General features: G+C 32.7%; 21 protein-coding genes. 8 read left to right on the top strand and 13 right to left on the bottom strand.

The features are described 5' to 3' along the window. The first annotated feature begins 74 nt into the window (after positions 1-74). The 3 genes from HM986_RS08985 to HM986_RS08995 are packed head-to-tail and all read left to right on the top strand — an operon-like array spanning position 75 to position 1,687. Positions 75-668, top strand: coding sequence for an RNA polymerase sigma factor (locus HM986_RS08985; protein WP_246288487.1), 594 nt, complete (start codon positions 75-77; stop codon positions 666-668). Then, positions 652-834, top strand: coding sequence for a hypothetical protein (locus tag HM986_RS08990; protein ID WP_179334757.1), 183 nt, complete (start codon positions 652-654; stop codon positions 832-834). The genes HM986_RS08985 and HM986_RS08990 overlap by 17 nt, the downstream gene beginning before the upstream one ends. Positions 835-859: 25 nt before the next feature. Then, positions 860-1,687 carry a mechanosensitive ion channel family protein gene (locus tag HM986_RS08995; protein WP_179334758.1) on the top strand — a complete coding sequence of 276 codons (828 nt, stop codon included), beginning with the start codon at positions 860-862 and terminating at the stop codon, positions 1,685-1,687. Between the two features lie 254 nt (positions 1,688-1,941). Here the strand turns inward: HM986_RS08995 and HM986_RS09000 are convergent, their stop codons facing one another. Then, positions 1,942-2,961: a formimidoylglutamase gene (locus tag HM986_RS09000; protein WP_179334759.1), complete on the bottom strand. Its 1,020-nt coding sequence runs from the start codon at positions 2,959-2,961 to the stop codon at positions 1,942-1,944. A gap of 114 nt (positions 2,962-3,075) precedes the next feature. Here HM986_RS09000 and HM986_RS09005 point away from each other — a divergent pair, with 114 nt between their 5' ends. Further along, positions 3,076-3,963, top strand: a complete 888-nt coding sequence (locus tag HM986_RS09005; RefSeq protein ID WP_179334760.1) for a chromosome partitioning protein ParA — start codon at positions 3,076-3,078, stop codon at positions 3,961-3,963. Positions 3,964-4,025: 62 nt separating this feature from the next. Here the strand turns inward: HM986_RS09005 and hutI are convergent, their stop codons facing one another. From hutI to fumC, 3 genes are all read right to left on the bottom strand, one after another. After that, positions 4,026-5,261, bottom strand: a complete 1,236-nt coding sequence (hutI, locus tag HM986_RS09010; protein WP_179334761.1) for an imidazolonepropionase — start codon at positions 5,259-5,261, stop codon at positions 4,026-4,028. A 97-nt stretch (positions 5,262-5,358) separates the two neighbouring features. Then, the gene (locus HM986_RS09015; RefSeq protein WP_179334762.1) at positions 5,359-6,753 is read right to left on the bottom strand and encodes a T9SS type A sorting domain-containing protein; all 1,395 of its coding nucleotides are present in this window, start codon (positions 6,751-6,753) and stop codon (positions 5,359-5,361) included. A gap of 81 nt (positions 6,754-6,834) precedes the next feature. Beyond that, the gene (gene fumC / locus HM986_RS09020; protein WP_179334763.1) at positions 6,835-8,232 is read right to left on the bottom strand and encodes a class II fumarate hydratase; all 1,398 of its coding nucleotides are present in this window, start codon (positions 8,230-8,232) and stop codon (positions 6,835-6,837) included. A 440-nt stretch (positions 8,233-8,672) separates the two neighbouring features. Between fumC and HM986_RS09025 the strand changes: the two genes are divergently transcribed. Further along, positions 8,673-11,066 (top strand): DUF2339 domain-containing protein, encoded by a 2,394-nt coding sequence (locus HM986_RS09025; RefSeq protein WP_179334764.1) that lies wholly within the window; start codon positions 8,673-8,675, stop codon positions 11,064-11,066. Beyond that, positions 11,050-12,279, top strand: a complete 1,230-nt coding sequence (locus tag HM986_RS09030; RefSeq protein ID WP_179334765.1) for a DUF3999 family protein — start codon at positions 11,050-11,052, stop codon at positions 12,277-12,279. Before HM986_RS09025 ends, HM986_RS09030 begins: the two co-directional genes overlap by 17 nt. Before the next feature lie 10 nt (positions 12,280-12,289). Here the strand turns inward: HM986_RS09030 and HM986_RS09035 are convergent, their stop codons facing one another. Next, positions 12,290-12,964: an ABC transporter ATP-binding protein gene (locus HM986_RS09035; RefSeq protein WP_179334766.1), complete on the bottom strand. Its 675-nt coding sequence runs from the start codon at positions 12,962-12,964 to the stop codon at positions 12,290-12,292. Between the two features lie 197 nt (positions 12,965-13,161). On the opposite strand from HM986_RS09035, the gene HM986_RS09040 reads away from it, so the two are divergent. Beyond that, positions 13,162-13,440 (top strand): hypothetical protein, encoded by a 279-nt coding sequence (locus tag HM986_RS09040; RefSeq protein ID WP_179334767.1) that lies wholly within the window; start codon positions 13,162-13,164, stop codon positions 13,438-13,440. 44 nt (positions 13,441-13,484) lie between these two features. Here the strand turns inward: HM986_RS09040 and HM986_RS09045 are convergent, their stop codons facing one another. The 8 genes from HM986_RS09045 to HM986_RS09080 all read right to left on the bottom strand — a co-directional run bounded on the left by HM986_RS09045 (position 13,485) and on the right by HM986_RS09080 (position 22,103). Further along, positions 13,485-14,057, bottom strand: coding sequence for a type 1 periplasmic binding fold superfamily protein (locus HM986_RS09045; protein WP_179334768.1), 573 nt, complete (start codon positions 14,055-14,057; stop codon positions 13,485-13,487). Between the two features lie 14 nt (positions 14,058-14,071). After that, positions 14,072-16,468: a TonB-dependent receptor gene (locus HM986_RS09050; protein WP_179334769.1), complete on the bottom strand. Its 2,397-nt coding sequence runs from the start codon at positions 16,466-16,468 to the stop codon at positions 14,072-14,074. A gap of 375 nt (positions 16,469-16,843) precedes the next feature. Further along, on the bottom strand, positions 16,844-17,338 hold the full coding sequence (locus HM986_RS09055; RefSeq protein ID WP_179334770.1) for a DUF6787 family protein: 495 nt from the start codon (positions 17,336-17,338) through the stop codon (positions 16,844-16,846). 48 nt (positions 17,339-17,386) lie between these two features. Then, positions 17,387-17,824, bottom strand: a complete 438-nt coding sequence (locus tag HM986_RS09060; protein ID WP_179334771.1) for a DUF6146 family protein — start codon at positions 17,822-17,824, stop codon at positions 17,387-17,389. Positions 17,825-18,036: 212 nt separating this feature from the next. Beyond that, positions 18,037-18,672 (bottom strand): DUF937 domain-containing protein, encoded by a 636-nt coding sequence (locus HM986_RS09065; RefSeq protein ID WP_179334772.1) that lies wholly within the window; start codon positions 18,670-18,672, stop codon positions 18,037-18,039. A gap of 101 nt (positions 18,673-18,773) precedes the next feature. Then, the gene (locus HM986_RS09070; protein WP_179334773.1) at positions 18,774-19,724 is read right to left on the bottom strand and encodes a D-2-hydroxyacid dehydrogenase; all 951 of its coding nucleotides are present in this window, start codon (positions 19,722-19,724) and stop codon (positions 18,774-18,776) included. Between the two features lie 140 nt (positions 19,725-19,864). Next, positions 19,865-20,926 carry a 3-phosphoserine/phosphohydroxythreonine transaminase gene (serC, locus tag HM986_RS09075; RefSeq protein WP_092467520.1) on the bottom strand — a complete coding sequence of 354 codons (1,062 nt, stop codon included), beginning with the start codon at positions 20,924-20,926 and terminating at the stop codon, positions 19,865-19,867. A gap of 118 nt (positions 20,927-21,044) precedes the next feature. Beyond that, the gene (locus HM986_RS09080) at positions 21,045-22,103 is read right to left on the bottom strand and encodes an acyl-CoA reductase (RefSeq protein ID WP_179334774.1); all 1,059 of its coding nucleotides are present in this window, start codon (positions 22,101-22,103) and stop codon (positions 21,045-21,047) included. A 155-nt stretch (positions 22,104-22,258) separates the two neighbouring features. Here HM986_RS09080 and HM986_RS09085 point away from each other — a divergent pair, with 155 nt between their 5' ends. Further along, positions 22,259-22,615: a 4Fe-4S dicluster domain-containing protein gene (locus HM986_RS09085; RefSeq protein ID WP_179334775.1), complete on the top strand. Its 357-nt coding sequence runs from the start codon at positions 22,259-22,261 to the stop codon at positions 22,613-22,615. The last annotated feature ends 90 nt before the right edge of the window (positions 22,616-22,705 follow it).

Raw genomic sequence — 22,705 nt, forward strand, 5'->3', positions numbered from 1 at the left:
AATTTTTTTTGTGACCTTTTTAAATGTTGAGTGTCTTAATATTAATAACCAACCTAATACCGCTTAAAAATCCCTTGACAAAAGACGCTATTCATAGTCTAACCGATGAAGAGCTTGTAGAAGCCATTGTAAAAACTAACGACACTTTGTTGTTCGAGGTTCTGTACGATAGATTTGCCACTATGGTTTATAACAAATGTTATGGATTTGCAAATGGAGTTGATGAGGCTAAAGATCTAACTCAGGATGTTTTCTTAAGGGTTTATGTCAAATTAGGTAGTTTTAAAGGAAAGTCTAAATTCTCTACATGGTTATATGCGTTTACGTATAATCACTGCGTTAATTATGTCACTAGAAATACGGCTAAGAAATTTGAAAAAAAATCTATTAGTTCCGAAATTATTGACATAGAAAATATCGGTGAAGATATTGACTCTACAGTTGAGTTTGAAAGCATGAGAGTAGAGCAGTTGAAACTGGTTATGGAGCTCATCTCACCAGATGACAAAATGATGTTATTATTAAAGTATCAAGATAATTTATCAATTAAAGAATTAGCTGACGTTTTAGATATAGGAGAAAGCGCGGTTAAAATGCGATTAAAAAGAGCGAAAGATAAACTTGTACATAAGTACACAAATTATACGAGAGATGGAAAATCCATTTAAGCAACTAGACAAGCCTTTACAGGAAGTTCCCTTGGAACTGAAAGATAAAGTTATGCACGATATTGCTTTAGCTAAGCTCTTTTTAGAATTGGCTGAATTATTTTCGTATAATATTGGTCACATTATAGACAGTGTAACAAGCAGAAGAAAAAAAGATAATAAGTAAAAAATTCTAGTGTAATAATATTGGTATGGAAAAAGTAACAGAATTTAAAGATATTGCTATGCAATCATTAACTACAATGTGGTTAGAGATTACTAAAATATTTCCTAATATAGTTGGGGCCATAATTGTATTGATTATTGGTTGGATTGTAACTAAGCTTATTCTTAAGCTTATTAAGAAAGTTTTAAAATTAGCTAAGGCTAATAAATTAGATGAAAAGTTAAATGAAATAGAGATAATAGAAGGTAAAAAACTCAATTTCGATACCGTTAAGTTTGTATGTAGTTCTGTAAAATGGATGATGTATATCGTCTTGTTAATTACCGCTTCAGACATTATGGGATTAGAAATTATTTCTAATCAAATTAGTGCGTTATTGTCTTATTTGCCAAAATTATTTTCGGCACTTATTATATTTATTATTGGTTTAATTTTCGCCAATTTCGTTAAGAATAGCCTGAAAAAATTATTCGAATCTATGGATTTGTCGGGCGGTAAAATGATTAGCCAGGTTGTGTTTTTCTTATTGTTAACTTTTATATCCATTACAGCTTTAAATCAAGCTGGGATTAATACAGATATTATATCCAATAATATTAACATGATAATCGCAGGTTTCTTGTTAGCCTTTTCCATAGCTTTTGGTTTAGGAGCAAGGGAGGTTGTCGCTAAATTATTAAATACATTTTATGCACGTAAGACCTTTGAGGTTGGGCAGAAAATTATTTTTAATGCTAAAATTTATGAAATAGAGGCTGTAAAAAGTATCTCAATAATATTAAAGAATTCTGAAGGGAAATTGATTGTTCCTATTAAAGATATAGTAGAAAATCAAGTACAAATGCAGGATTAACTATAAGGTTAGGGTTATAGGTTTTATGTCTACATAAAATGTAATCCTGCATGTGCTTGAGAGTTAAAGCCCCATTTATTAATTTAAATGGGGTTTTTATATTCCCATTATAAATGATTTATCGATTTCTTACCGTAAAGTTAATCATTTAAATGTTGTCGATTTTATAGTTGTCAACATTGTAATTTCTAAGATAAAAAATAATTGAAGCTATAGGTAATGCGCTTAAAAATTATTCTGAGACCGTACTACTCTTATTGGTTATTAGCACGAATGAAATCTGAAATTAAATAAGTGATCAACTTTCCAACTTTTATGTCTTCATTATTAATTGGTGCAGCTTCGCAAATATGCAGATATGCTGCATTTTTATGCTTCCCTAAATAATTTACAAATTGTCTCGTTTGCTGTATACTGAAGCCACTTGGCGTCATAGCGCTACTGGGTATGTTTTCAATAGCGTCACAATCAATTTCAATTCCAAAACTCGTATTAGAAACATGACTTAAAGCGGTTTTCATTTCTGAACTAAAATTGAGTTCATTTCTAACCTCTAAAGCTTCGTAAGTATTATATCTTAGAGATTTTACTTTCTTCATTGTTTTTAATAAGGTGTCGGACGTGTAGTTTTCGTGCAAGCCAAAAATGAAATAGTTTTTTAAAAAACCTTCGGCATAGGCATAACTAAAGCCATTACCACTATGTCTGCCTTCTTCAGCTCTAAAATCAGAATGCGCATCAAAATTAACTACATTTATCCTTTCATTACTTGCTAGAGCACAGCCTTTAATGTTACCATAAGCATTGTTATGGCCACCACCAATAATGATTGGAGTTTTACCAGCTTTACGAATTGCAGCTACCACATGTGTTACGTCTTTATCTATGGTTTCTACAAGTTTTCTAACTTTAGAAAGCTGCTTTTTCTTTGAAAGATCTAACCCAGACAAAGATTGGTGTTCCTCGGCATAATCTAAATGACCAAGTATTAAAACGCGCTTGGCATTATTAAAATCATTACTCTGTATATTTAACAAAACTTTTAGAGTAGTGCTCCATGCTTTATATGGACTTGGTTTACCGTTGTTTGCAACGATTCCGATGTCTTCTGTTATTCCAAAAACTACATAGTCAACATCCAAATTAACAATGTCATCGTATATCTTATTGAAGTTAGAAACTAACTGAATATGTTCTCCAAATTTTGTTTCACCTTTACGTTTCTTTAAAAGCTGTTGTCTGTCTTTTTCTGTAAATAAAATAAGATGTTCCATTTGGATAAAAAATTTAGATAATAGATTAAAAGTACATTTTTATTTAATTACTTTGGCTTCTAATTAACTTTTTAAAAAAAACTAGAATTAACACTATTTAAAACCAAACAATTTATGGAAGGTTCACAAAAATCGAGTACAGGATTAAAAGTAGGCTTAGGGATATTATTAGTATTATTCCTAGTAACTGCATTTTACACCTCTAAGCTTTACAGCGAAAAACAAGAGAACGAAAAATTACTTGTTAGTGAAAAGAAACAAGTGATGAACGATCTTAATAGTATGGCCAAGGATTATGATGAAGCCATTGCTGAGAGCGAAGTTAAAAATCAGGATTTAATTGCAGCAAGAGAACGTATTCAAGGTTTAATGGATTCTTTAAAAGTATCTCAAAATAGCGTTGGTAGTTTATGGAGTTACAAGAAAAAGTTTATGGCTTTGCAAGAAGAGATGGACGTCTTATTAACTGAAAACGATCGTTTAAAAGGTGAAAACCAATACTTAGCTTCTTCTTTAGATAGCACTCAAGTGCAGTTGGCAGAACGTACAATGTTTACAGATTCGTTATTAGTTCAAAATACAGAACTTGCAACTGTTGTAAAAGATGCCGCTGCTTTACAAGCAGTTGGTTTAGTAGGTATGGGAGTTATTGAAAGAAATAACGGTAAGCAAATCCCAACAGAACGTGCCAAACGAAGTGATAAGATTAAAGTTTGTTTTACTGTAGCTAAAAATATGCTGACAGAAGGAGGAGATAAAGAATTGTACGTTCAGATTATCGATCCTAAAAATAATGTTCTAGGTTCTAACGAACAGATTGAATTTGAAGGACAGACTTTAAACTACAGTTTAATTAGTAGGTTTAACTATGAAAATAGAAATTTAAATATTTGTGAATATATTAATGAATTAGAAGATTCTAAATTTGAAGAAGGACGTTATGTTATAAATGTGTTTAACGACAAATCTTTAATTTCATCTTCAGAATTTGAATTGAAGTAAAAACGATTTAGTTGATTAATTAAAAAAAAAAATCCAGAAGCAACGCTTCTGGATTTTTTTTGTTATAATACTTGCCCATTAATAATGACTTGCTCAACGGGGTTATGAGCAAATGCATATGGTATTTCACTATAATGATTCATTGGTCTTGTAATAATGAGGTTGGCTTTTTTGCCACGAGTTATACTCCCATACATATTACTTATTCCCATAGCATACGCACCGTTCACTGTTGCTGCGTTTATAGCTTCCTCTGGTGTTAATTTTAACTTTACACAAGCGGCACTTACAACAAAGTTCATATTACCACTTGGTGCAGTACCCGGATTGTAATCTGTAGCAATAGCTAGTGGTAAACCTGCATCTATAAGGCGTCTGGCAGGTGTATAAGGAATACTAATAAAATAAGAGCAACCTGGCAATGCTACAGGGATAGTATCACTTCCTTTTAAAGCTTCAATATCCTTATCGCTTAATTCTTCAATATGATCTACAGATAACGCATTGTATTTTACTCCGAGCGCAATACCACCAAGAATGGTGAATTGATTGACATGAATTTTTGGTCTCAAATTGAATTTTTTACCAGCGTCTAATATAGCTTCTGTGTCTTTTATACTAAAATAACCTTCTTCGCAGAACACATCGACGTAATTAGTGATGTTTAGCGCTGCTGCTTTCGGAATTAAGTCTTCTGTAATATAGCTTATATAAGCGTCCTTTTTTGTTTTGAATTCTTCAGGAATAGCATGAGCCGCCAATAATGTAGGGATGATAATAGCTAAACTTTCTTGCTTTAAACGTTTTATAACCCGAAGCATTTTTAACTCAGCCTCAACCGTTAAGCCATAGCCTGTTTTTATTTCGACAGCTCCGGTTCCCATAGCGATAAGTTCGTTTAATCGCTTTAGGGATTGTTCAAATAATTCATCTTCCGAGGTGTTTTGAAGCGTTTTCGCAGAATTCAGAATCCCTCCACCTTTTTTTGCTATTTCAGCATAAGATAAGCCATTTATTCTATCAACAAATTCTGAAGTTCTATCTCCAGCATAAACGATATGGGTATGAGAGTCACACCATGATGGTAAAACTAATTTACCGGTAGCATCAATAATCGTTTCGGCATCAAAGCCTTCGCAGTCACTCATGTCACCAAATTCTATTATCGTATCATTCTCTATATAGAGGTAAGCATTTTCTATAACAGGTAATTTTTTCATGTCACTACCTTTAATAATGGTGGTATTATAATCGTGAACTTGAATCAATTGTTTTATGTTGGTAATGAGTAGAGACATATGAATTAGTGTTTTTGTAAAGATTGCTATTTTTTTGAACAAAAAAAAACGCTAGTATAAATATACAAGCGTTTTAGATATTTAAAAAAGGATTTCTTTATTCTTTTATGAATTTTGAAGTCACTTGGTTATTAATTTTAAGCGTATAAATACCCGATTCTAATTCTGACACATTAAGCGTTTGTCCATTGATTAAGTCTTTAACGAGTACTTGTTTTCCTAATATATCGAAAACAGAAACATTACTATTAGTCGTAAGTCCTTTAAAAGTTAAGAAATCCTTTGTAGGGTTAGGGTAGATCGTTAAATTCTGAAATTGAGCATCTGATATACTTAGTACAATTTTCTCATTTTCAAAATAATTTAAGGCATCTTGATTATATGCAGAAGTTGCGATATCTAAGTCACCATCGTTGTCGTAATCTTCGATGGCAAGCACGAAAGCTTGGCTTTGAGTATCGTCTATAATGTCTTCTGCATCAAAGCTACCTGAACCATTATTTTTGAACCATACGAGGTCATTCCCAGCGCCAGATGCACCATTACCTAGGACGATATCATTTAAGCCATCATTATCTAAGTCTCTAAATTGCGCCATCGCAGGGTTATTGAGTGTGGTTGTAAAAGTAGTTTCAGTAAAACCAGAACCGTTGTCTTCATACCAATATAAGTTTCCAGTTGGTCCACTTCCATAAGAAACTTCAGTCGCTAAAATATCTAAATCTGTATCACCATCAATATCCTCAAAACTCACATGGAAAATACCTGCTTTTCCGCTTGCTATAGTTGTGGGATCTTTAGTAAATGAAACCGTACCATCTTCAATTAAATTATTTCTAAATATTTCGATGACGTCACCGCCATAGATGGCTGTTCCCACTACAACATCTAAATCGCCATCACCATCAATATCTTCCATATCCATAGCCCCTGGGTTTACTAAAGTGTCGTCAATTTTGTTGGTATCTAAAGTAAAGGCACCCATACCATCATTTGAAAACCAAAGGACTTCGTTGTTATTGTAAGCCGTTATAGCGATATCTATAAATGTATCATTATTGATATCTCCAATAGAGAATCCAGAAGCTCCAGCAACAGCATTTGAAATTATATTTTCTGTTACAAAGTTTCCACTTCCATCATTTGGGTACCACGCAACGCTATCATTCGAATATCCAGATGCCACAACGTCTAAAAAACCATCCCCATTTAAATCTGCAAGTTTAGTAAAAACGATGCCTTCTAATGTGGTTGTTATTAAAGGCTGAATTGTGAATGTGTTATCACCATTGTTTTTATACCATTCAATAGTATTTCCTAGATATGTACCAATAATAATATCAGGGAATACATCTCCGTCAATTAAACCAGATGTCATAGTGTAAGGAGCATCTCCGGTACTTGAATTAATCGTTTCCTTAGGTAGAAAAGAGGTTTGCGCTATAGCGAAATAACTTAGCATCGCAAAGCCAAAGAGTAATTTATGCTTCATAATAATTATAGTTTTGAAATGCTAATATACTAAAAAATCGATGAAATACGTATTTCATCGATTTTATTAGCCTTTTTATCGTTATTTTAAAGTCCCAACCATGTTTTCTGGTTTTACCCATTCGTCATAGTCTTCAGCAGAAACATAACCTAGATTTACGGCTTCTTCTTTTAAAGTCGTTCCGTTTTTATGTGCTGTATTTGCTATTTCAGCGGCTTTATAATAACCGATTTTTGTGTTTAATGCTGTTACTAACATCAATGAGTTGTTTAATAACTCTTTAATCACTTGATGATTTGGCTCAATGCCACTTGCACAATGTTCTTCAAAACTGACACAGGCATCTCCAATTAATTGTGCTGACTGTAAAATGTTTGCAGCCATCATTGGTTTAAATACATTAAGTTCATAATGGCCTTGCGTGCCTCCAACAGCAATAGCAACATCATTACCCATAACTTGTGCACAAACCATAGTTAAAGCTTCACATTGTGTTGGGTTAACTTTACCCGGCATAATTGAACTTCCTGGTTCGTTTGCAGGAATTATAATTTCTCCAATACCAGAGCGAGGCCCAGAAGCCATCATTCTAATATCATTAGCTATTTTGTTCAAAGAAACCGCTAATAATTTTAAAGCACCATGTGTTTCTACGATAGCATCGTGAGCAGCTAAAGCTTCAAATTTATTTTCAGCAGTTACAAATGGTAAACCTGTAAACTCAGCAATGTATTTAGCTACTAAAACATCGTAACCTTCTGGTGTGTTTAAACCTGTTCCTACAGCTGTACCACCTAAAGCTAATTCACTTAAGTGCGCTAAGGTGTGCTCTAAGGCTTTTAACCCATGATCTAATTGCGATACATAACCAGAAAATTCCTGACCTAAAGTTAACGGAGTTGCATCCATTAAATGTGTTCGACCAATTTTTACAACCGTTTTAAATTCTAATGATTTTTTATGTAACGTGTTTCGTAATTGAATAACTCCAGGAATCGTAGTTTCTACAACCTTTTTATAAGCTGCAATGTGCATTCCGGTTGGGAATGTATCGTTAGATGATTGCGACTTATTTACATCGTCATTTGGTTGAATTGTTTTTTCTCCTTCACCAATAACCTGACCCGCGATTTGATGAGCTCTGTTAGCAACAACCTCATTAACATTCATGTTACTTTGTGTACCAGAACCTGTTTGCCATATAACTAATGGAAACTGATCATTGTGCTTGCCTTCTAAAATTTCATCGCATACTTGTGCAATTAAATCACGCTTTTCCTTAGATAAAACGTCGAGCTCACAATTAGTATAAGCAGCGGCTTTTTTTAAATAGGCAAAACCATATACAATTTCTAAGGGCATAGATGCAGAAGCACCAATTTTAAAGTTGTTACGAGAACGTTCTGTTTGCGCTCCCCAAAGTTTGTCGGCAGGTACTTTAACCTCGCCCATTGTGTCTTTTTCAATTCGGAAATTCATGTGTATTGTATTTATTGCTTTACAAAATTAAAGTTTTTGAAAGTTTAATTAGATATAATGTTTAGTTTTATTTGAACAGCTTTTAAGTCAAATAGTTAATAAGTTTAATATATAAATGGTAATTGTTTTTTTAATTCGATTGTAAGGAATTTGTGTTACCCTAAATCCTCATTGCGGATTCAAATAAAACTCCATATGGATGAATTATATTCAAATCAATTAGTGTTCTATAAGACGGGTAAGTTGACTGTTGATTTTGACCGTTATGGCTTCAAACTTACATTAAAAATGAATAGTTTTTAGCCGAAAAATAAGTGTTACATAAGCACGATAAAATGTAATTATAAATAGAACTTCAATGCGCAAAGTTGACCATTCAGTTTTTTAAAACTATTTTAGCTTAGTCTTTTTATACGAAAAGACGTCCAAATCAATTGTATATGTCAACAAATCAAGAACTTATTGATAAGTTAATTGAGAAGTTAGAGCTGCTTTTTAAGAAGCAAGCCGAGTTTTCTTCTGAAATTAATAGTCTTAAAGAGGAATTGTATCACTTAAAATCTGGTTCGATAGAGGAAAAACCAATATCAACGGTAGATGAAATACAGCAAGACGAATCACCTGTAAAAGACTTAAGAGAAGTTGTGGAAATTATTGCTGAAGCTAGCGACTCTACAGCACAAGAAACGGAGCCTGTTTTAGAGCCCGAATATCAAAGTGAACTTGAAGAAGTAGAAGAAAAAACTAGTGATAAAACGCCCAAATCTAAATCGAGTATTGAAAAATTTATTGGTGAAAACCTTCTAAATAAGATTGGGATTATTATTACTGTTATTGGTGTGGCGATTGGTGCCAAATACTCCATTGAAAACGATTTAATAAGTCCATTAACACGAATTATACTTGGTTATGTCATGGCGATTGGCTTATTAGGATTTGGTTTTAAACTCAAAGAGAAATATGAATCCTACAGTGCTGTTTTAGTTAGTGGTTCTATTGTGATTCTGTATTTTATCACCTTTTTTGCCTACAGCTTTTATGATTTAATACCTCAGGTTTTTGCGTTTGCACTCATGGTAATTTTTACTTCATTTACAGTGGTGGCTGCCATAAGTTATAATAAACAAGTTATAGCACATATTGGTTTAGTTGGGGCTTATGCGGTGCCGTTTTTACTGAGTAATGGTTCTGGGCAAGTAGAAGTACTGTTTAGCTATATGGTGATAATTAATATCGGTATCTTAGTGCTTTCCTTTAAGAAACATTGGAAATCATTATATTATTCAGCCTTTATATTTACGTGGCTTATTTTTGGATCATGGTTCTTTTTTGAATATTATGAAGCGGAGCATCTAAGTTTAGCTTTAACTTTTCTAAGTTTATTCTTTATTATTTTTTACATCACATTTTTGGCCTATAAGATGCTTAAAAGAGAGATTTTTAAGGGAAGCGATGTTGTATTGTTACTTCTTAATTCGTTTTTGTTTTTTGGATTTGGCTATGCTATTTTGAGTGATCATGAGACAGGTTCTCAGCTTCTAGGACTATTTACTCTTGGTAATGCTGTTATCCATTTTATAGTTAGTGTTCTTTTTTATAAGATGAAATTAGGGAACAAAAACTTGTTCTACTTAGCTTCAGCAATGGTCTTAGTGTTTATTACGATTACAATTCCGGTACAGTTAGATGGTAATTGGGTGACGCTTTTATGGGTAAGTGAAGCTGCTTTATTATTTTGGTTGGGACGAACAAAAGGGATTACGGTTTATGAGAAATTATCGTATCCATTGATGGTGTTGGCATTTGTGAGTCTTCTAGAAGATTGGTCTGATGGTTATAGTTTATACTACACTATTGATGCAGATAATAAAGTAAGTTCAATTTTTAATATTTACTTTTTAACTTCAATGTTGTTTGTTGCTGCATTTGGCGTTATCGTTTGGCTTTCTAGGAAAGAAGATTATGTCTCAGCTTTAAAGGCTAATTCTATTTGGAATCGTTTATTCACTTATATCATACCTGCAATTTTATTATTTACTGCTTATTATGCATTTAGATTAGAAATTGAAATGTATTGGGATCAGATATTTTATAGTTCTCGATTGGTAATTCCTACAGAAGATAATTATGATGAAACGTTTAGTAATTATGATTTATTAGACTTTAAAATTATTTGGATTCTGAACTATTCTTTACTGTTTACAACCGTATTATCTATGATTAATTTCAAGATTATAAAAAATAAACTATTCGAGAAAGTTGCTTTAGCATTAACGGTTATGAGCATTTTTGTGTTCTTAACACAAGGTTTACTTATTATTAGTGAATTAAGAGAAAGCTATTTAAATCCGTCAGAATATTTTGCAGAAAACAGTTTTCATTTATGGATTCGCTATGTGTCTTTTCTATTCTTAGCAGGCGCTTTATATACGTGTTATAAATTTGTTAAACGCGAAGATATTGCCAAAGGCTATAATATAGCTTATGATATTATTCTTCATGTTTCCATTGTTTGGGTATTGAGCAGCGAGCTTATTCATTGGATGGATATGTCTGAATCTACCCAATCTTATAAACTCGGATTAAGCATTCTTTGGGGAGTGTACTCGTTCTTATTAATTACTTTTGGGATCTGGAAAAATAAAGTCTATTTACGAATTGGAGGTATGGCTTTCTTTGCAATTACCTTAGTAAAGCTATTCTTTTACGATATTGTGCATCTAAATACCATTTCAAAAACTATAGTATTTGTGTCGCTTGGTGTCCTACTTTTAATCATTTCGTTTTTATACAATAAATACAAAAATCAAATTTCAGATGACGTTAACAATTAGGTTATTTATAGGTTTTCTTATCGGATGTACCTCATTTTGTGCTGCGCAAATAGAAACTCATAATTATAAAAGAGCATTAAATGACGTGAATGATGAGTGGCATAAAATTGCTCTGCCAGAGGCTGTATTCGGAAAAGTAAATTCGGATTTATCAGATCTTAGAATTTATGGAATAACAAAAAAGGATACCATTGAAGCTCCGTATTTATTAAAAGTGCTTTCTGAAAAAGTGGTTAGTAAAACCATTTCATTTGATATCATTAATAAAACAAAAGGATCTAATGGTTATTATTTTACATTCCAGTTAAATTCTGAGGACATTATAAATCAGATTGATTTAAATTTTAAAGAGCAAAATTTTGATTGGAGAATAGAATTGCAAGGCAGCCAAAATCAACAAGAATGGTTTACAATTCTTGACGATTATAGGATTATGGCCATTAAAAATGAAACGACTGATTTTAAGTTTACCAAGCTAGATTTTCCGGATGCTAAATACCGTTTTTTTAGACTTTTAGTGAAACAAAAAGATCAGCCAGAACTACAATCAGCACAACTTTTTAAATACGAAATTACCGACGGTAGCTTTGTAAATCATCCTATTAAGAATACTGTGACTACAGAGAATAAGCAGCAAAAAGAGACCACTATTAGTTTAGATTTAAAACAATCGGTATCCATAAGTCAATTACATATTAACGTTGGTAATACGTTTGATTATTATAGACCTTTAAAAATTGAATATAAAAGCGATAGTATAAAAACTGAAAAAGGGTGGAGGTATAGTTACAGAACCATTAAAAATGCCACCTTAAACTCGCTTGAAACTAATCATTTTAAATTTTCAAACACAATAGCGAATCATTTAAAAATAACAATTTATAATGGGGATAATCAGCCATTAACGCTAAAAGATATTTCTGTAAAAGGTTACGAGCACCAACTAGTGGGACGGTTTACGGAGCAGGCCGAGTATGTACTAGCGTATGGTAAGTCCTCAGCGAGAACTCCAAATTATGACATTGCAAAGTTTAAAACTAAAATACCTAAAGGATTAAAAGCTTTAAATATAGGGGAGGAGCAAGTTATAGTAAAGCAAACACAAGCCAAGGTAAAACCACTATTTGAAAACAGTTATTGGCTTTGGGCTGTTATAATTGTTGTGATTCTGGTTCTTGGAGGCTTTACATTGAAGATGCTAAAGAAGAGCTAGCCTTTCAATATTATCCTAAAATCTTCCCATCAACCATAGTCAATTTACGGTCCGCCATTTCAGCTAATTCATGGTTGTGAGTTACGATGACGAAGGTTTGATTCATTTCATCCCTAAGTTTGAAGAATAAATTATGAAGCTGATCTGCAGATTCGCTATCCAAATTTCCAGATGGTTCATCAGCAAAAATGATATTCGGATTGTTTATTAAGGCTCTAGCAACAGCCACTCGTTGTTGTTCTCCTCCAGACATACTATTAGGTTTGTGATGGATACGATTTTTTAAACCTAAATAATCTAACAGTTCTATAGCGCGCTTTTCGGCATCAGCTTTTGATGTATTATTAATAAATGCAGGTATACAAACATTCTCTAAGGCTGTAAATTCTGGTAACAACTGATGAAATTGAAAAATAAAACCAATATTCTTATTTCTGAACCTAGCTAAATCTTTATCATTTAAAGTTTTAATAGATTGGTCGTTTATAATCAGTTCAGTGTCTGACTTATAATCGGGTTTGTCTAAAGTTCCTAAAATTTGAAGCAGCGTAGTTTTACCAGCACCAGAAGCGCCAACAATAGAAATAATTTCACCTTCTAAGATGGTTAAATCAACACCTTTTAAGACATCGAGATCTTTATAGGCTTTCATAATTTGCTTTGCGGAAATAACGGTTTTACTCATACGATGTGAAAGTAATACTTAATGCCTAATTCTACAAAACTAAGAATCAGATATATTTTATTTTAAGACAAATGTAAAACTTTAAAAGGTGTTAAATATAAAAACGATAACCACACCATAAATCTGTATACTAATATGGCAGCCTATTTTATTTGGAATAGTTATTGCTTTAAATACCTTAGTAACTAATACATAACATGAATAAATACAAAAAATTAATATTAGGTCTTATTTTAGACGCTTTGGGCTTGGTCTCATTTATAATACCAGGGATCGGGGAATTTTCTGATATTGTTTGGGCACCAATTTCGGGTTGGTTAATGACAAAATTATATGTAGGTAAAGCAGGTAAAGTAGCAGGATTCATTTCTTTAGTAGAAGAAGGATTGCCAGGCTTTGATGTGATACCAACATTTACCTTAATGTGGTTGTACACATACGTGATTAAAAAAGAAACACCAGAAATTAATGCATAAAAAAAGCACTCCATTGGAGTGCTTTTTTTAATTGAAAATAGTTTTTAGTTTACATTATATGTAAACGTTACGTTGGCATCTGTTGCTCCTTCTGCATTTGTAATGTCTCCAGTGCTAACACCATCAGCACTTTTTGTTGGTTCATGTCTTAAAGTAACCACTAATATATTACCTGTTGAAGTCGTACCAGAATTAAATGTCGTTGATAATCCAATAGGATTTCCATCAGCATCTATATCAGTATAAGTAACACTACTATTAGCATTGTTAGTCGTAAATGTATAAAATACTTGGTGATCAACCCCTTCTTCTAATACTTCTTCAGTAATATCTTCAGCAGGGTTTTCAAGTTCATTTAAAAACTGAATGTTTCCTGTATATTCTGTGTCCGCTAAAATAGTTCCTTCCGTAGAAAAATCAGGTGCATCTGGTCCATCTCCATCTAAATCTTGACTTTGAAGCACTACAACATCGCCACTCGCTGATGTTAATTCTAAACGCACTGTTGTAATGATTTCTTCTTCGTTTACAGCTTCAGGGGTGTCATCATCAGATGAACAAGATGTTAATGCAGATAAACTTAATACGGTAATAAATAAAAATTTAATTGTTTTCATGTTTTTGATTTTTTTTAATAGTTATATTGTAATTGTAACATTATATTTCTTCCCATGTCATCAGCAAAATAACGAAGGCGATTTAAGTAAGCTCTGTAATTAGTGTCTAATAAATTATTTACGCTAAGAGCAATATTTAGATTGGTTTTATCTGACGTTTTTAAGGTGACTTCAGAATAAAAGTTTAACAATTGATAAGCACTTGGAGGTGTACTTACATCCACTAAAACTGTTTCGTCTATAGATGCAATGTACGTTTCAAAGTTATTATCGGGATATTTTGTTTGTTCAAAAGTCCAATCACTTGTCAATGACGCTGAAAATTGTTTCCAATCGTTAGTGTAAGTTATACTGTTTCGAGTATTAAAAGCAGGTATATTTATAAGCGGTCTATCATTTTCAATATCATTTCCTACGGTGAAAGATGTTTTATTTGAAAAATTAAAATGCGCATTAAAATTATAGTTTGCACTTAAATCGATACCGTATAACTCGGCATTAGTTTGTAAATATTCCCAAACAGGAAAAGCACCTCTTATGGTTTGCTCAATACCTGTTGGTTCTATAAACATATAATCATTAATGTGATTGTAAAAAGCTTCAGCTGTTAGGTTAAACTGTTTTGAATTATAGATGTAACTTGCAGAAACTCTATTAGAAGTTTCTTTAGTTAGCCTTAAATCTCCCAATTCAATTCTAGCAGCAGAGTGGTGTAATCCATCACTAAACAATTCTGAAGGATTTGGTGGTCTGCTTGATAAGCTATAGTTTCCTATAAAACTATGACGCTCATTAAGTTGATAATTAAATCCTGTTGACACTGAAAAATTATGATAATCGAACACAGGGTTTGCTAATAATTGTGTTCCTAAATCATCAATAATGAGATCCGAAAAATCTTCATCATAACCACGTTCTTCCCAACGTGATGTAAAATAAAATTTCTTAGCATCAATACGATTGAAATCATAACGCAATCCAAAATCTAAAGTCATTTTAGAATTTAAATTATGCTCTGTTGTCGCATAGACACCAAAATCATACTTGTCATAATCCGGAATTAAGCGTCTTACACCTGTATCCGGATTGGCAAAATTATTTTGATATCTACCCATAATTCCAAACTTCAATTTATAGTCAGAAAATGCATCGAGCACAATGTCTGAAGATAGAGTATGGGTTTGAAGCTTGAGATCTAAAGCGGCTTTATCTCTATCATCTCCTACACGAATATCATATTCAAAACGTTGATTGTTTTGGAAATCGTATTGTAAATTTACTTTTCCAAAATTATTAAAACGTTTGTAATACATGGCTTTTGCAAGTTGATGTGTTACATCTTGTTTAGGTGCGTCTATATCATAACTAAAATCTTCTATTACTAAAGGTTCTAAACTATTTATAGCGCTTACTAAATCTCCAATGTTACCAATATGAGAAGCTTTAAGAATACCTATTTCATTATTTAGATAACTATAAAAAACTTCAAAACCAGACTCAAAATTTTGCTTTCCACCACGAAAAGTAAAACCTTTAGAATTAGATCCAGTATTGGTTAATACATAATCTGGTGTTTCAAAATCACCATTTTGTTTTAGAGATCCTTGTATAGATGCAAACCAACCTTTTTTAGTGTATTTACTTAACTTAGTGTTTGCAGAATAACCTCTTCCATTAGACTGACCACTAAGTGTTGTTTTACCAAATAGTGTATCTTTTAAAAACACACGTTCTGGGTTTGTAACAATAACACCTCCTATAGCATCGCCCCCATAAGCGAGTGCTCCTGCACCTTTAATTACAGAGATTTGAGACACCGCATTAATATCCATATTAGGTGCATGCTCAATTCCCCAATCTTGGTCTTGTAATCTTACATTATTATTTAACATGATTAATCTACTGCTGTGCATACCGTTAATCATAGGTTTAACGATAGAACTCCCTGTATTAATAGAAGAAACTCCAGCAACCTCCTTTAGCGCGTCACCAATACTTAAAGCAGAATACTTTTTTAGAGTAAGCTCCTTAAGTACGGTCTCTTGGGCTGTTTTAGTTTCTTTTTGGTCAACATGTGCTATAACTGAAACCTCTTTGAGTTCCTCAATATGATGTTCAATTAATATGGTTTTAAAAGTATCTCCATTAATTTCAAAACTCACTGTTTTAGTGTCACAGTTGGCATGAGAAATAGTTAATGTTAAGGTACCTGCACATAAATTTTCAATTTTGAATTTACCATCTAAGTCTGAAAAAGCATATTTACCACTTTCTTTTTGGTATATAGTTGCAGACTCTATTGGTGTTCCGTCATGAAAATCTTTAAGTTCGCCTAAAAAAATATAATTGCAGTTTTGGCTGTAGCTAAAGCTAGAAATAGCGATTACTAAACCAATAATTATTGATTTCATTTAAATAGATTTATGAGAATATTAGAAAATTGTAATTCTAACTAACCTTAGGAGGGCCTCTTACAAAACTTGTTAAATGCTGATAATTTTTTAAAGAAATATAATATGATGGCAGCTGTCCAGCTGCTGTTTTTGTTAATGCTATTTCATAGTTGTTAAATACTAGAAATAGGTTATTGGTGAGTTTAAATTTATAAAAATCACAATCAATATCAGCTTTATGGAAATGGGTGTCTAATGATTGGTCATTCTTACATACGTCATGCGTGTGATGTGTAAATACATGATTAATTTTAACTGCAGAAGGTAACAGCACAGCTAGCACTAGCACAAATGCCAATGTTCTAAAAAGTGTAGAAAGTACTGTTTTTATAATCAATCTAAGAAGCGTTTTAATCCAAATCTGCTTAACATTTTCTTTTCAAATTCCCAGAAAAACTTGAATTGCCCAAAAAGCCATCCAAAGGTTACTAAAAGAATCTGATAGAAAATAAGGCCAATGATAATGAATAAAAACCAGTAGAGTATAGGGTTTAAGTTTTCTTTAGTAATTCCTAGGATTTTTATAATCGGCCTGCCAACAAATAAAGATGATGTCCCAGTAAAGGCAAATACCATAAAAACGCGGATCATTTCCCACTTATAGTCGAGAATCCATTTCTTCTCAAGTTTCTTAAATATGAATAAGGTAAGCTTTAATAACAAAAAGAAAACAAATAGAGCACCAACGATGGTTAAGGTTAATCCATAATTCGTTAAAAAGCCATTCGAAATTTTAAAAGCTGAATACCCCAAAATAACTAAACCAAAAAAGGGAAATAGCAACTGCCAATTTTGCTGAATTTCCCAATGTTTTTTAAATTTTTCCATAGCGCAATGTCGTGATGCAAAACTACTAAATTATGTGGGTTTTCTACTCTAAATTCTAGGTGTAAACGATGAAAGTTGCTGCTTGTATTTTAATTGGAAGTATATAAAGTAATTATAAAGTTTATAATTAATGTCGTAACCATAATCTGTACGTGTATCGTAATCTATTCTAACCTCATAGAGGTTTGGGTCGTAAATATGGGGTTGAAGGTTTCTTTGATTCCAACCTTGTACTAAAAGTGCATTTCTAGATTCTAAAAATTCTTGTGAGTAATAACCCTCTGGTCTTGCCGTGCTTAGTAGCCATGAGTTAAAGCCTGGTTCTATGATAAGAATTTCGTAATCGTTTTCATCGCTGCTTATGGAAACGGTATCACTTTTTACAAAGCTATTCTCGTTGTCGTTATTAATGGTTGGACTGTAATTGTAGGATTTACAACTAGCAATTAAAATTAAGACAATAATGAATGGGATAATCTTTTTCATAAGTATTAAAGGTATTAAAAAAATATTAATGTATACAGAGTTTTACTTCGATTTAACAGCGCAAAGTAACAGCAGATGTATATGTATTACAAGCTAAACTAAGTTAACTAACCTTTTGAATGTGTTAAGCTATCAATTTTGAAAGTGTAGATTGTAAAAACAAAAAAAGCAGTTCGTTGTAACGAACTGCTTTAATTTATATGTAAAGAATTTTATTTACCAAACATGCCTCCTAAAAGACCTCCAATTCCGCCAGAACTCTTGCTGCCTCCTAGAACCATTCCTGCTACATCATCAATAACGCTTCCGTCACCATCTGCATCTAATATTTTTTCTAAGAAACTTTGTTCGTTTTGTGTGCTGCTGCCACCAAGTAAACCTCCTAGAAGGCCGCTGATGTCCGATTGAGAACTTGCATTACTTTCGCTTGCTTGTTTTCCTAAAACCCCCATTAAAATCGGAGCTGCTACTTTTAGAATATTTGCTACAGAACTGGCATCTAAGCCTGCTTTCTGACCAATGACTTGTTCTACACCTTGTTGTTTACTTCCCAATACATGACTAAGAATTTTAGCACCATCATTTTTTACATTATCATCAACACCACCGCCAAATAAACCTCCAAGGTTATCTAAAATACTACCATCGTGCTTACTGCTTAAAGCGCTCATAAGTCCTGCTGCTCCTTCTGGAGTAGAAGCATTGCGCTCCATTGCTTTCATCAATACAGGTAACGCCATTGTTAATACGCTACTTGTTTTATCTTGATCCGTTCCTGTAGAACCAGAAACACCACTAATAATTGATTTTCCGATATCACTGTTTAATAAGTCTAAAATTCCTGCCATTTTGTTATATAATTAAAGGTTAAAAAAATATCATTTCAAGGTACAAAAAAAAGTCCCACAATAGTAGGACTCATTTTATTTGATTTGGTCACATTTTTATGTTAACCTAAAATAGTTATGATTTGCTCAGCTAATTCAGTACCAATTCTATCTTGCGCTTCATTAGTTGCTGCACCTGTGTGAGGCGTTAATGATAATGCCGGATTCATTAACAATTGAATTTCTGGTTGTGGTTCTTTCTCAAAAACATCTAAAGCTGCTCTAGAAACTTTTCCGCTTTGAATCGCTTGAACTAACGCTATTTCGTTAACAACTCCACCACGTGCAGCATTAGCGATAATAACACCATCTTTCATTTGTTTGAATTCTGCTTCGTCAATAACATAGTCTTTCTGTGCTGGTACGTGAAGTGTTAAAAAATCTGCTTGTTTTAAAACGTCTTCTTTTGAAATGGTTTCGATTTCAAAATTTAATTTCTGACCATCGAAAAAATCTAATTCTAAATTCGCTTTTTCTAAAAAGGGATCAAAAGCAACAACTTTCATTCCGGCACCAATAGCTACTTTAGCTGTAGCCTGACCTATACGTCCAAAACCTAAAACACCTAAAGTTTTACCTTTAAGTTCGGTTCCTTTAGCGTAGGCCTTTTTTAAATTTTTAAATTTAGAATCTCCTTCTAATGGCATATCACGATTAGAATTATGTAAATAACGTGCTAGGCCATAGAAATGTCCAAATACTAATTCTGCTACCGAATGAGAAGAGGCAGCAGGGGTGTTAATAACATTTAATCCTTTACTACGTGCATAATCTACATCAATATTATCCATACCAACTCCACCACGACCTATGATTTTTAGGTTAGGGCAGTTGTCTATTAAATCTTTTCTTACTGTTGTTGCACTTCTTACTAGAAGGACATCGATGTTGTTCTCATTAATGTAGTTTTCTAGTTGTTCTTGTGCAACTGTTGTTGTGATGACTTCGTAACCAGCTGCTTCTAATGCATTAATTCCACTTTGAGAAACTCCGTCGTTTGCTAATACTTTCATATTCCTATCCCTAACTCTTTCTTGGCGAAAGAGAATTGATTCGGGTAATTTTATAGTTAATATTAAATTAATTTATTTTTTTAACGCTCTTTTTACGGCGTCTGAGTAAGCATTATGTAGGGTTTACTGAGCCCTAAAATTTAAGCCTTACTCTCTAACTCGCTCATAACTTCAACTAATGCTTTTACGCTATCTAAAGACAAGGCGTTATACATTGATGCTCTATAACCTCCAACACTTCTATGTCCATTGATACCATTAATACCAGCTTCCTTAACCATTGATTCAAACGTTTCCTTTAGATTTTCATTTTCTAAAGTGAAAGTTGCATTCATAATAGAACGATCTTCTTTAACTGAGTATCCTTTAAATAAAGGATTCAAATCAATTTCAGAATAGATTAATCTCGCTTTCTTTTCATTTTCCTCTTCAATAGCTTTGATACCTCCTAAATTCTTTAACCATTCTAAAGTTAGCATAGAAACATAAACGGCAAATACAGGAGGTGTGTTAAACATACTGCCTTTACTGATGTGTTCTTTGTAATTCATCATTGAAGGAATTTTACGAGATACTTTTCCTAAAATATCTTCCTTTATAACCACTAGAGTTGTTCCTGCAGGTCCCATATTTTTTTGAGCTCCAGCATAAATCAAATCAAATTTTGAAAAATCTAACTGACGTGAAAAAATATCACTACTCATATCACATACCATAGGAATTGGCGAGTTTGGAAAACTCTTCATCTGAGTTCCGAAAATAGTATTGTTTGATGTACAGTGAAAATAATCGTAATCCTCTGGAATATCGTAACCCTTAGGAATGTAATTGTAGTTGGCGCTTTTAGACGATCCTATTTCGTAAATATCATCATAGATTTTAGCTTCTTTAATCGCTTTATCCGCCCAAGTACCAGTGTTTAAATAGCCTGCTCTTTTTTCTAATAAGTTTAAAGCAACCATTAAGAATTGTGTACTAGCACCACCTTGAAGAAATAACGCCTTATAACCCTTACCCTCAAGTCCTAACAACTCTAAAGCTAAGGATCGTGCATTTTCCATAACATCAACAAAAGGTTTGCTGCGGTGAGAAATCTCTAAAAGCGATAGCCCATCGTCAAAGTTTAAAACTGCTGCTGCTGCTTGCTCCATTACCGATTTTGGTAGTACACATGGACCTGCACTAAAATTGTGTTTTTTCATTTTATTCTGAATTTAATTCAAGATTTTAACAAATTTATCTTGAATCTATTATTTTTAAACAGATACAAAGGTGCTAATTAATTGCCTAAAAAATGTTATGAAAATGATAATTTTTAGGCTATATTTTTAGCAAGAAATCAACGGTATCTACATTATCTGCATAATCCCAAAGTTGTGGGTTTTGAGTTTCTCCAAAAGTAATTTCGCCTTCAGTAAACCCATTAGCAACGATACATTGTATTTTGTCGGAATCTGTGCCTAATTTTTGTTGTAATTCTTCGATGTTATTATATTTTTCATAAAATAACGTCGCTATAGGTGAGGAGTAGCTTTGGTCTTCTTTTATCATTAAAAAACCATTTTCTAACATTTGAAACTCACTCATTAAATAAACCGCTTTATTATAGTCGTAATTATTAGCATACTTTGAACCGTCAATAATAGAATGCCATTTGTACACGGCATTAAAAAACGCATCAAAATTATAATCGTTTGGTATAAAGAATTTAGATACATTTCTGCAGCCTAAACCATAATATCTAAAGATGTCATCAGATAAGGCTTCTAGTTCTTCTTTGGTTTCGTTACCAGTTAATACTGCAACGGAGTTCCTGTTCTTTCTAATTATAGAGGGCTTGTTTTTAAAATAGTATTCAAAATAGCGCGCTGTATTATCGCTTCCTGTGGCAATAACGGCATCAAAGTTTTCTAGTTTTTCTTCAGTAAATTTGATTTTGCCCTTAAAGTTAGGTTCTACAGCCTCTAAATATTTAGCTAAGAAAGGAAGTAAATGTTTGTCGTTAGATGACTGTTTTACGAGAACACTATGACCAGAGATAAGTACGCTTACAAAGTCATGAAAACCAACTAAAGGAATATTCCCTGCCATAATTATGGCAACCGTCTGTGGGTTCGTATTCTTAAAGTCATACTTACTTATCCACTGGTTAATGTTTTTGTCAGTTAATGCTTTAGACCAATTTTTTAGAGTGAAAGCGATATTTTGTTTTGTAAACCAACCATTATGTTCTTCTGCTAATTTTAATTGGTGTTTAAAACCGTCATAAAATAATTTATTGGCTTCTACATTTTCATTTCTTATGCTTTCATTTTGTTGAAATTGATTTAAAAAGTCGCCTAATTTTACAAATGCGTTAATTCTTTGTTCTAAATCCATAATGGGTTTGGTTATGCGATGTTTTGGCTTTATTTTTGCAATTGCAAATTTAAGCAAAGCAAGTGAGCGAGAAAAGGTTTGATTTTGATAATAAATGAATTTTATCAGAATTAACAAGACTCATTTAAAAGTTAAATAATAAAATAGAAATTACTATGGCAATAATAATCACAGACGAATGTATTAATTGTGGAGCTTGTGAGCCAGAATGTCCAAATACTGCTATTTACGAAGGTGCTGATGATTGGCGTTATGCTGATGGTACCAGTTTAGAAGGCAAAGTAGTCCTTCCAAATGGTAAGGAGGTAGACGCGGAGGAAACACAAGAGCCTATAAGCGATGAAGTGTATTACATATCTCCTGATAAGTGTACAGAATGTATGGGTTTCCATGAAGAGCCGCAATGTGCTGCTGTTTGCCCTGTAGATTGCTGTGTACCAGATGAAGACCATGTGGAAACTGAGGAGCAATTATTGGGGAAGCAACGTTTTATGCATCCTGACGGGCATTAATCGTTTTAATATATTAGATATTAAAAATCCTGAGTCTTTCGCTCAGGATTTTTAGGTTTAAACATGAAATGTAAGATATTATGACGTGTT

This window comes from Winogradskyella costae (assembly GCF_013403865.1).
Classification (GTDB): Bacteria; Bacteroidota; Bacteroidia; order Flavobacteriales; family Flavobacteriaceae; genus Winogradskyella; species Winogradskyella costae.

Coding starts and splice junctions, on each gene's coding strand:
- HM986_RS08990 (WP_179334757.1), top strand. CDS start 652: ATGGAAAATCCATTTAAGCAACTAGACAAGCCTTTACAGGAAGTTCCC.
- HM986_RS08995 (WP_179334758.1), top strand. CDS start 860: ATGGAAAAAGTAACAGAATTTAAAGATATTGCTATGCAATCATTAACT.
- HM986_RS09000 (WP_179334759.1), bottom strand. CDS start 2,961: ATGGAACATCTTATTTTATTTACAGAAAAAGACAGACAACAGCTTTTA.
- HM986_RS09005 (WP_179334760.1), top strand. CDS start 3,076: ATGGAAGGTTCACAAAAATCGAGTACAGGATTAAAAGTAGGCTTAGGG.
- hutI (WP_179334761.1), bottom strand. CDS start 5,261: ATGTCTCTACTCATTACCAACATAAAACAATTGATTCAAGTTCACGAT.
- HM986_RS09015 (WP_179334762.1), bottom strand. CDS start 6,753: ATGAAGCATAAATTACTCTTTGGCTTTGCGATGCTAAGTTATTTCGCT.
- fumC (WP_179334763.1), bottom strand. CDS start 8,232: ATGAATTTCCGAATTGAAAAAGACACAATGGGCGAGGTTAAAGTACCT.
- HM986_RS09025 (WP_179334764.1), top strand. CDS start 8,673: ATGTCAACAAATCAAGAACTTATTGATAAGTTAATTGAGAAGTTAGAG.
- HM986_RS09030 (WP_179334765.1), top strand. CDS start 11,050: ATGACGTTAACAATTAGGTTATTTATAGGTTTTCTTATCGGATGTACC.
- HM986_RS09035 (WP_179334766.1), bottom strand. CDS start 12,964: ATGAGTAAAACCGTTATTTCCGCAAAGCAAATTATGAAAGCCTATAAA.
- HM986_RS09040 (WP_179334767.1), top strand. CDS start 13,162: ATGAATAAATACAAAAAATTAATATTAGGTCTTATTTTAGACGCTTTG.
- HM986_RS09045 (WP_179334768.1), bottom strand. CDS start 14,057: ATGAAAACAATTAAATTTTTATTTATTACCGTATTAAGTTTATCTGCA.
- HM986_RS09050 (WP_179334769.1), bottom strand. CDS start 16,468: ATGAAATCAATAATTATTGGTTTAGTAATCGCTATTTCTAGCTTTAGC.
- HM986_RS09055 (WP_179334770.1), bottom strand. CDS start 17,338: ATGGAAAAATTTAAAAAACATTGGGAAATTCAGCAAAATTGGCAGTTG.
- HM986_RS09060 (WP_179334771.1), bottom strand. CDS start 17,824: ATGAAAAAGATTATCCCATTCATTATTGTCTTAATTTTAATTGCTAGT.
- HM986_RS09065 (WP_179334772.1), bottom strand. CDS start 18,672: ATGGCAGGAATTTTAGACTTATTAAACAGTGATATCGGAAAATCAATT.
- HM986_RS09070 (WP_179334773.1), bottom strand. CDS start 19,724: ATGAAAGTATTAGCAAACGACGGAGTTTCTCAAAGTGGAATTAATGCA.
- serC (WP_092467520.1), bottom strand. CDS start 20,926: ATGAAAAAACACAATTTTAGTGCAGGTCCATGTGTACTACCAAAATCG.
- HM986_RS09080 (WP_179334774.1), bottom strand. CDS start 22,103: ATGGATTTAGAACAAAGAATTAACGCATTTGTAAAATTAGGCGACTTT.
- HM986_RS09085 (WP_179334775.1), top strand. CDS start 22,259: ATGGCAATAATAATCACAGACGAATGTATTAATTGTGGAGCTTGTGAG.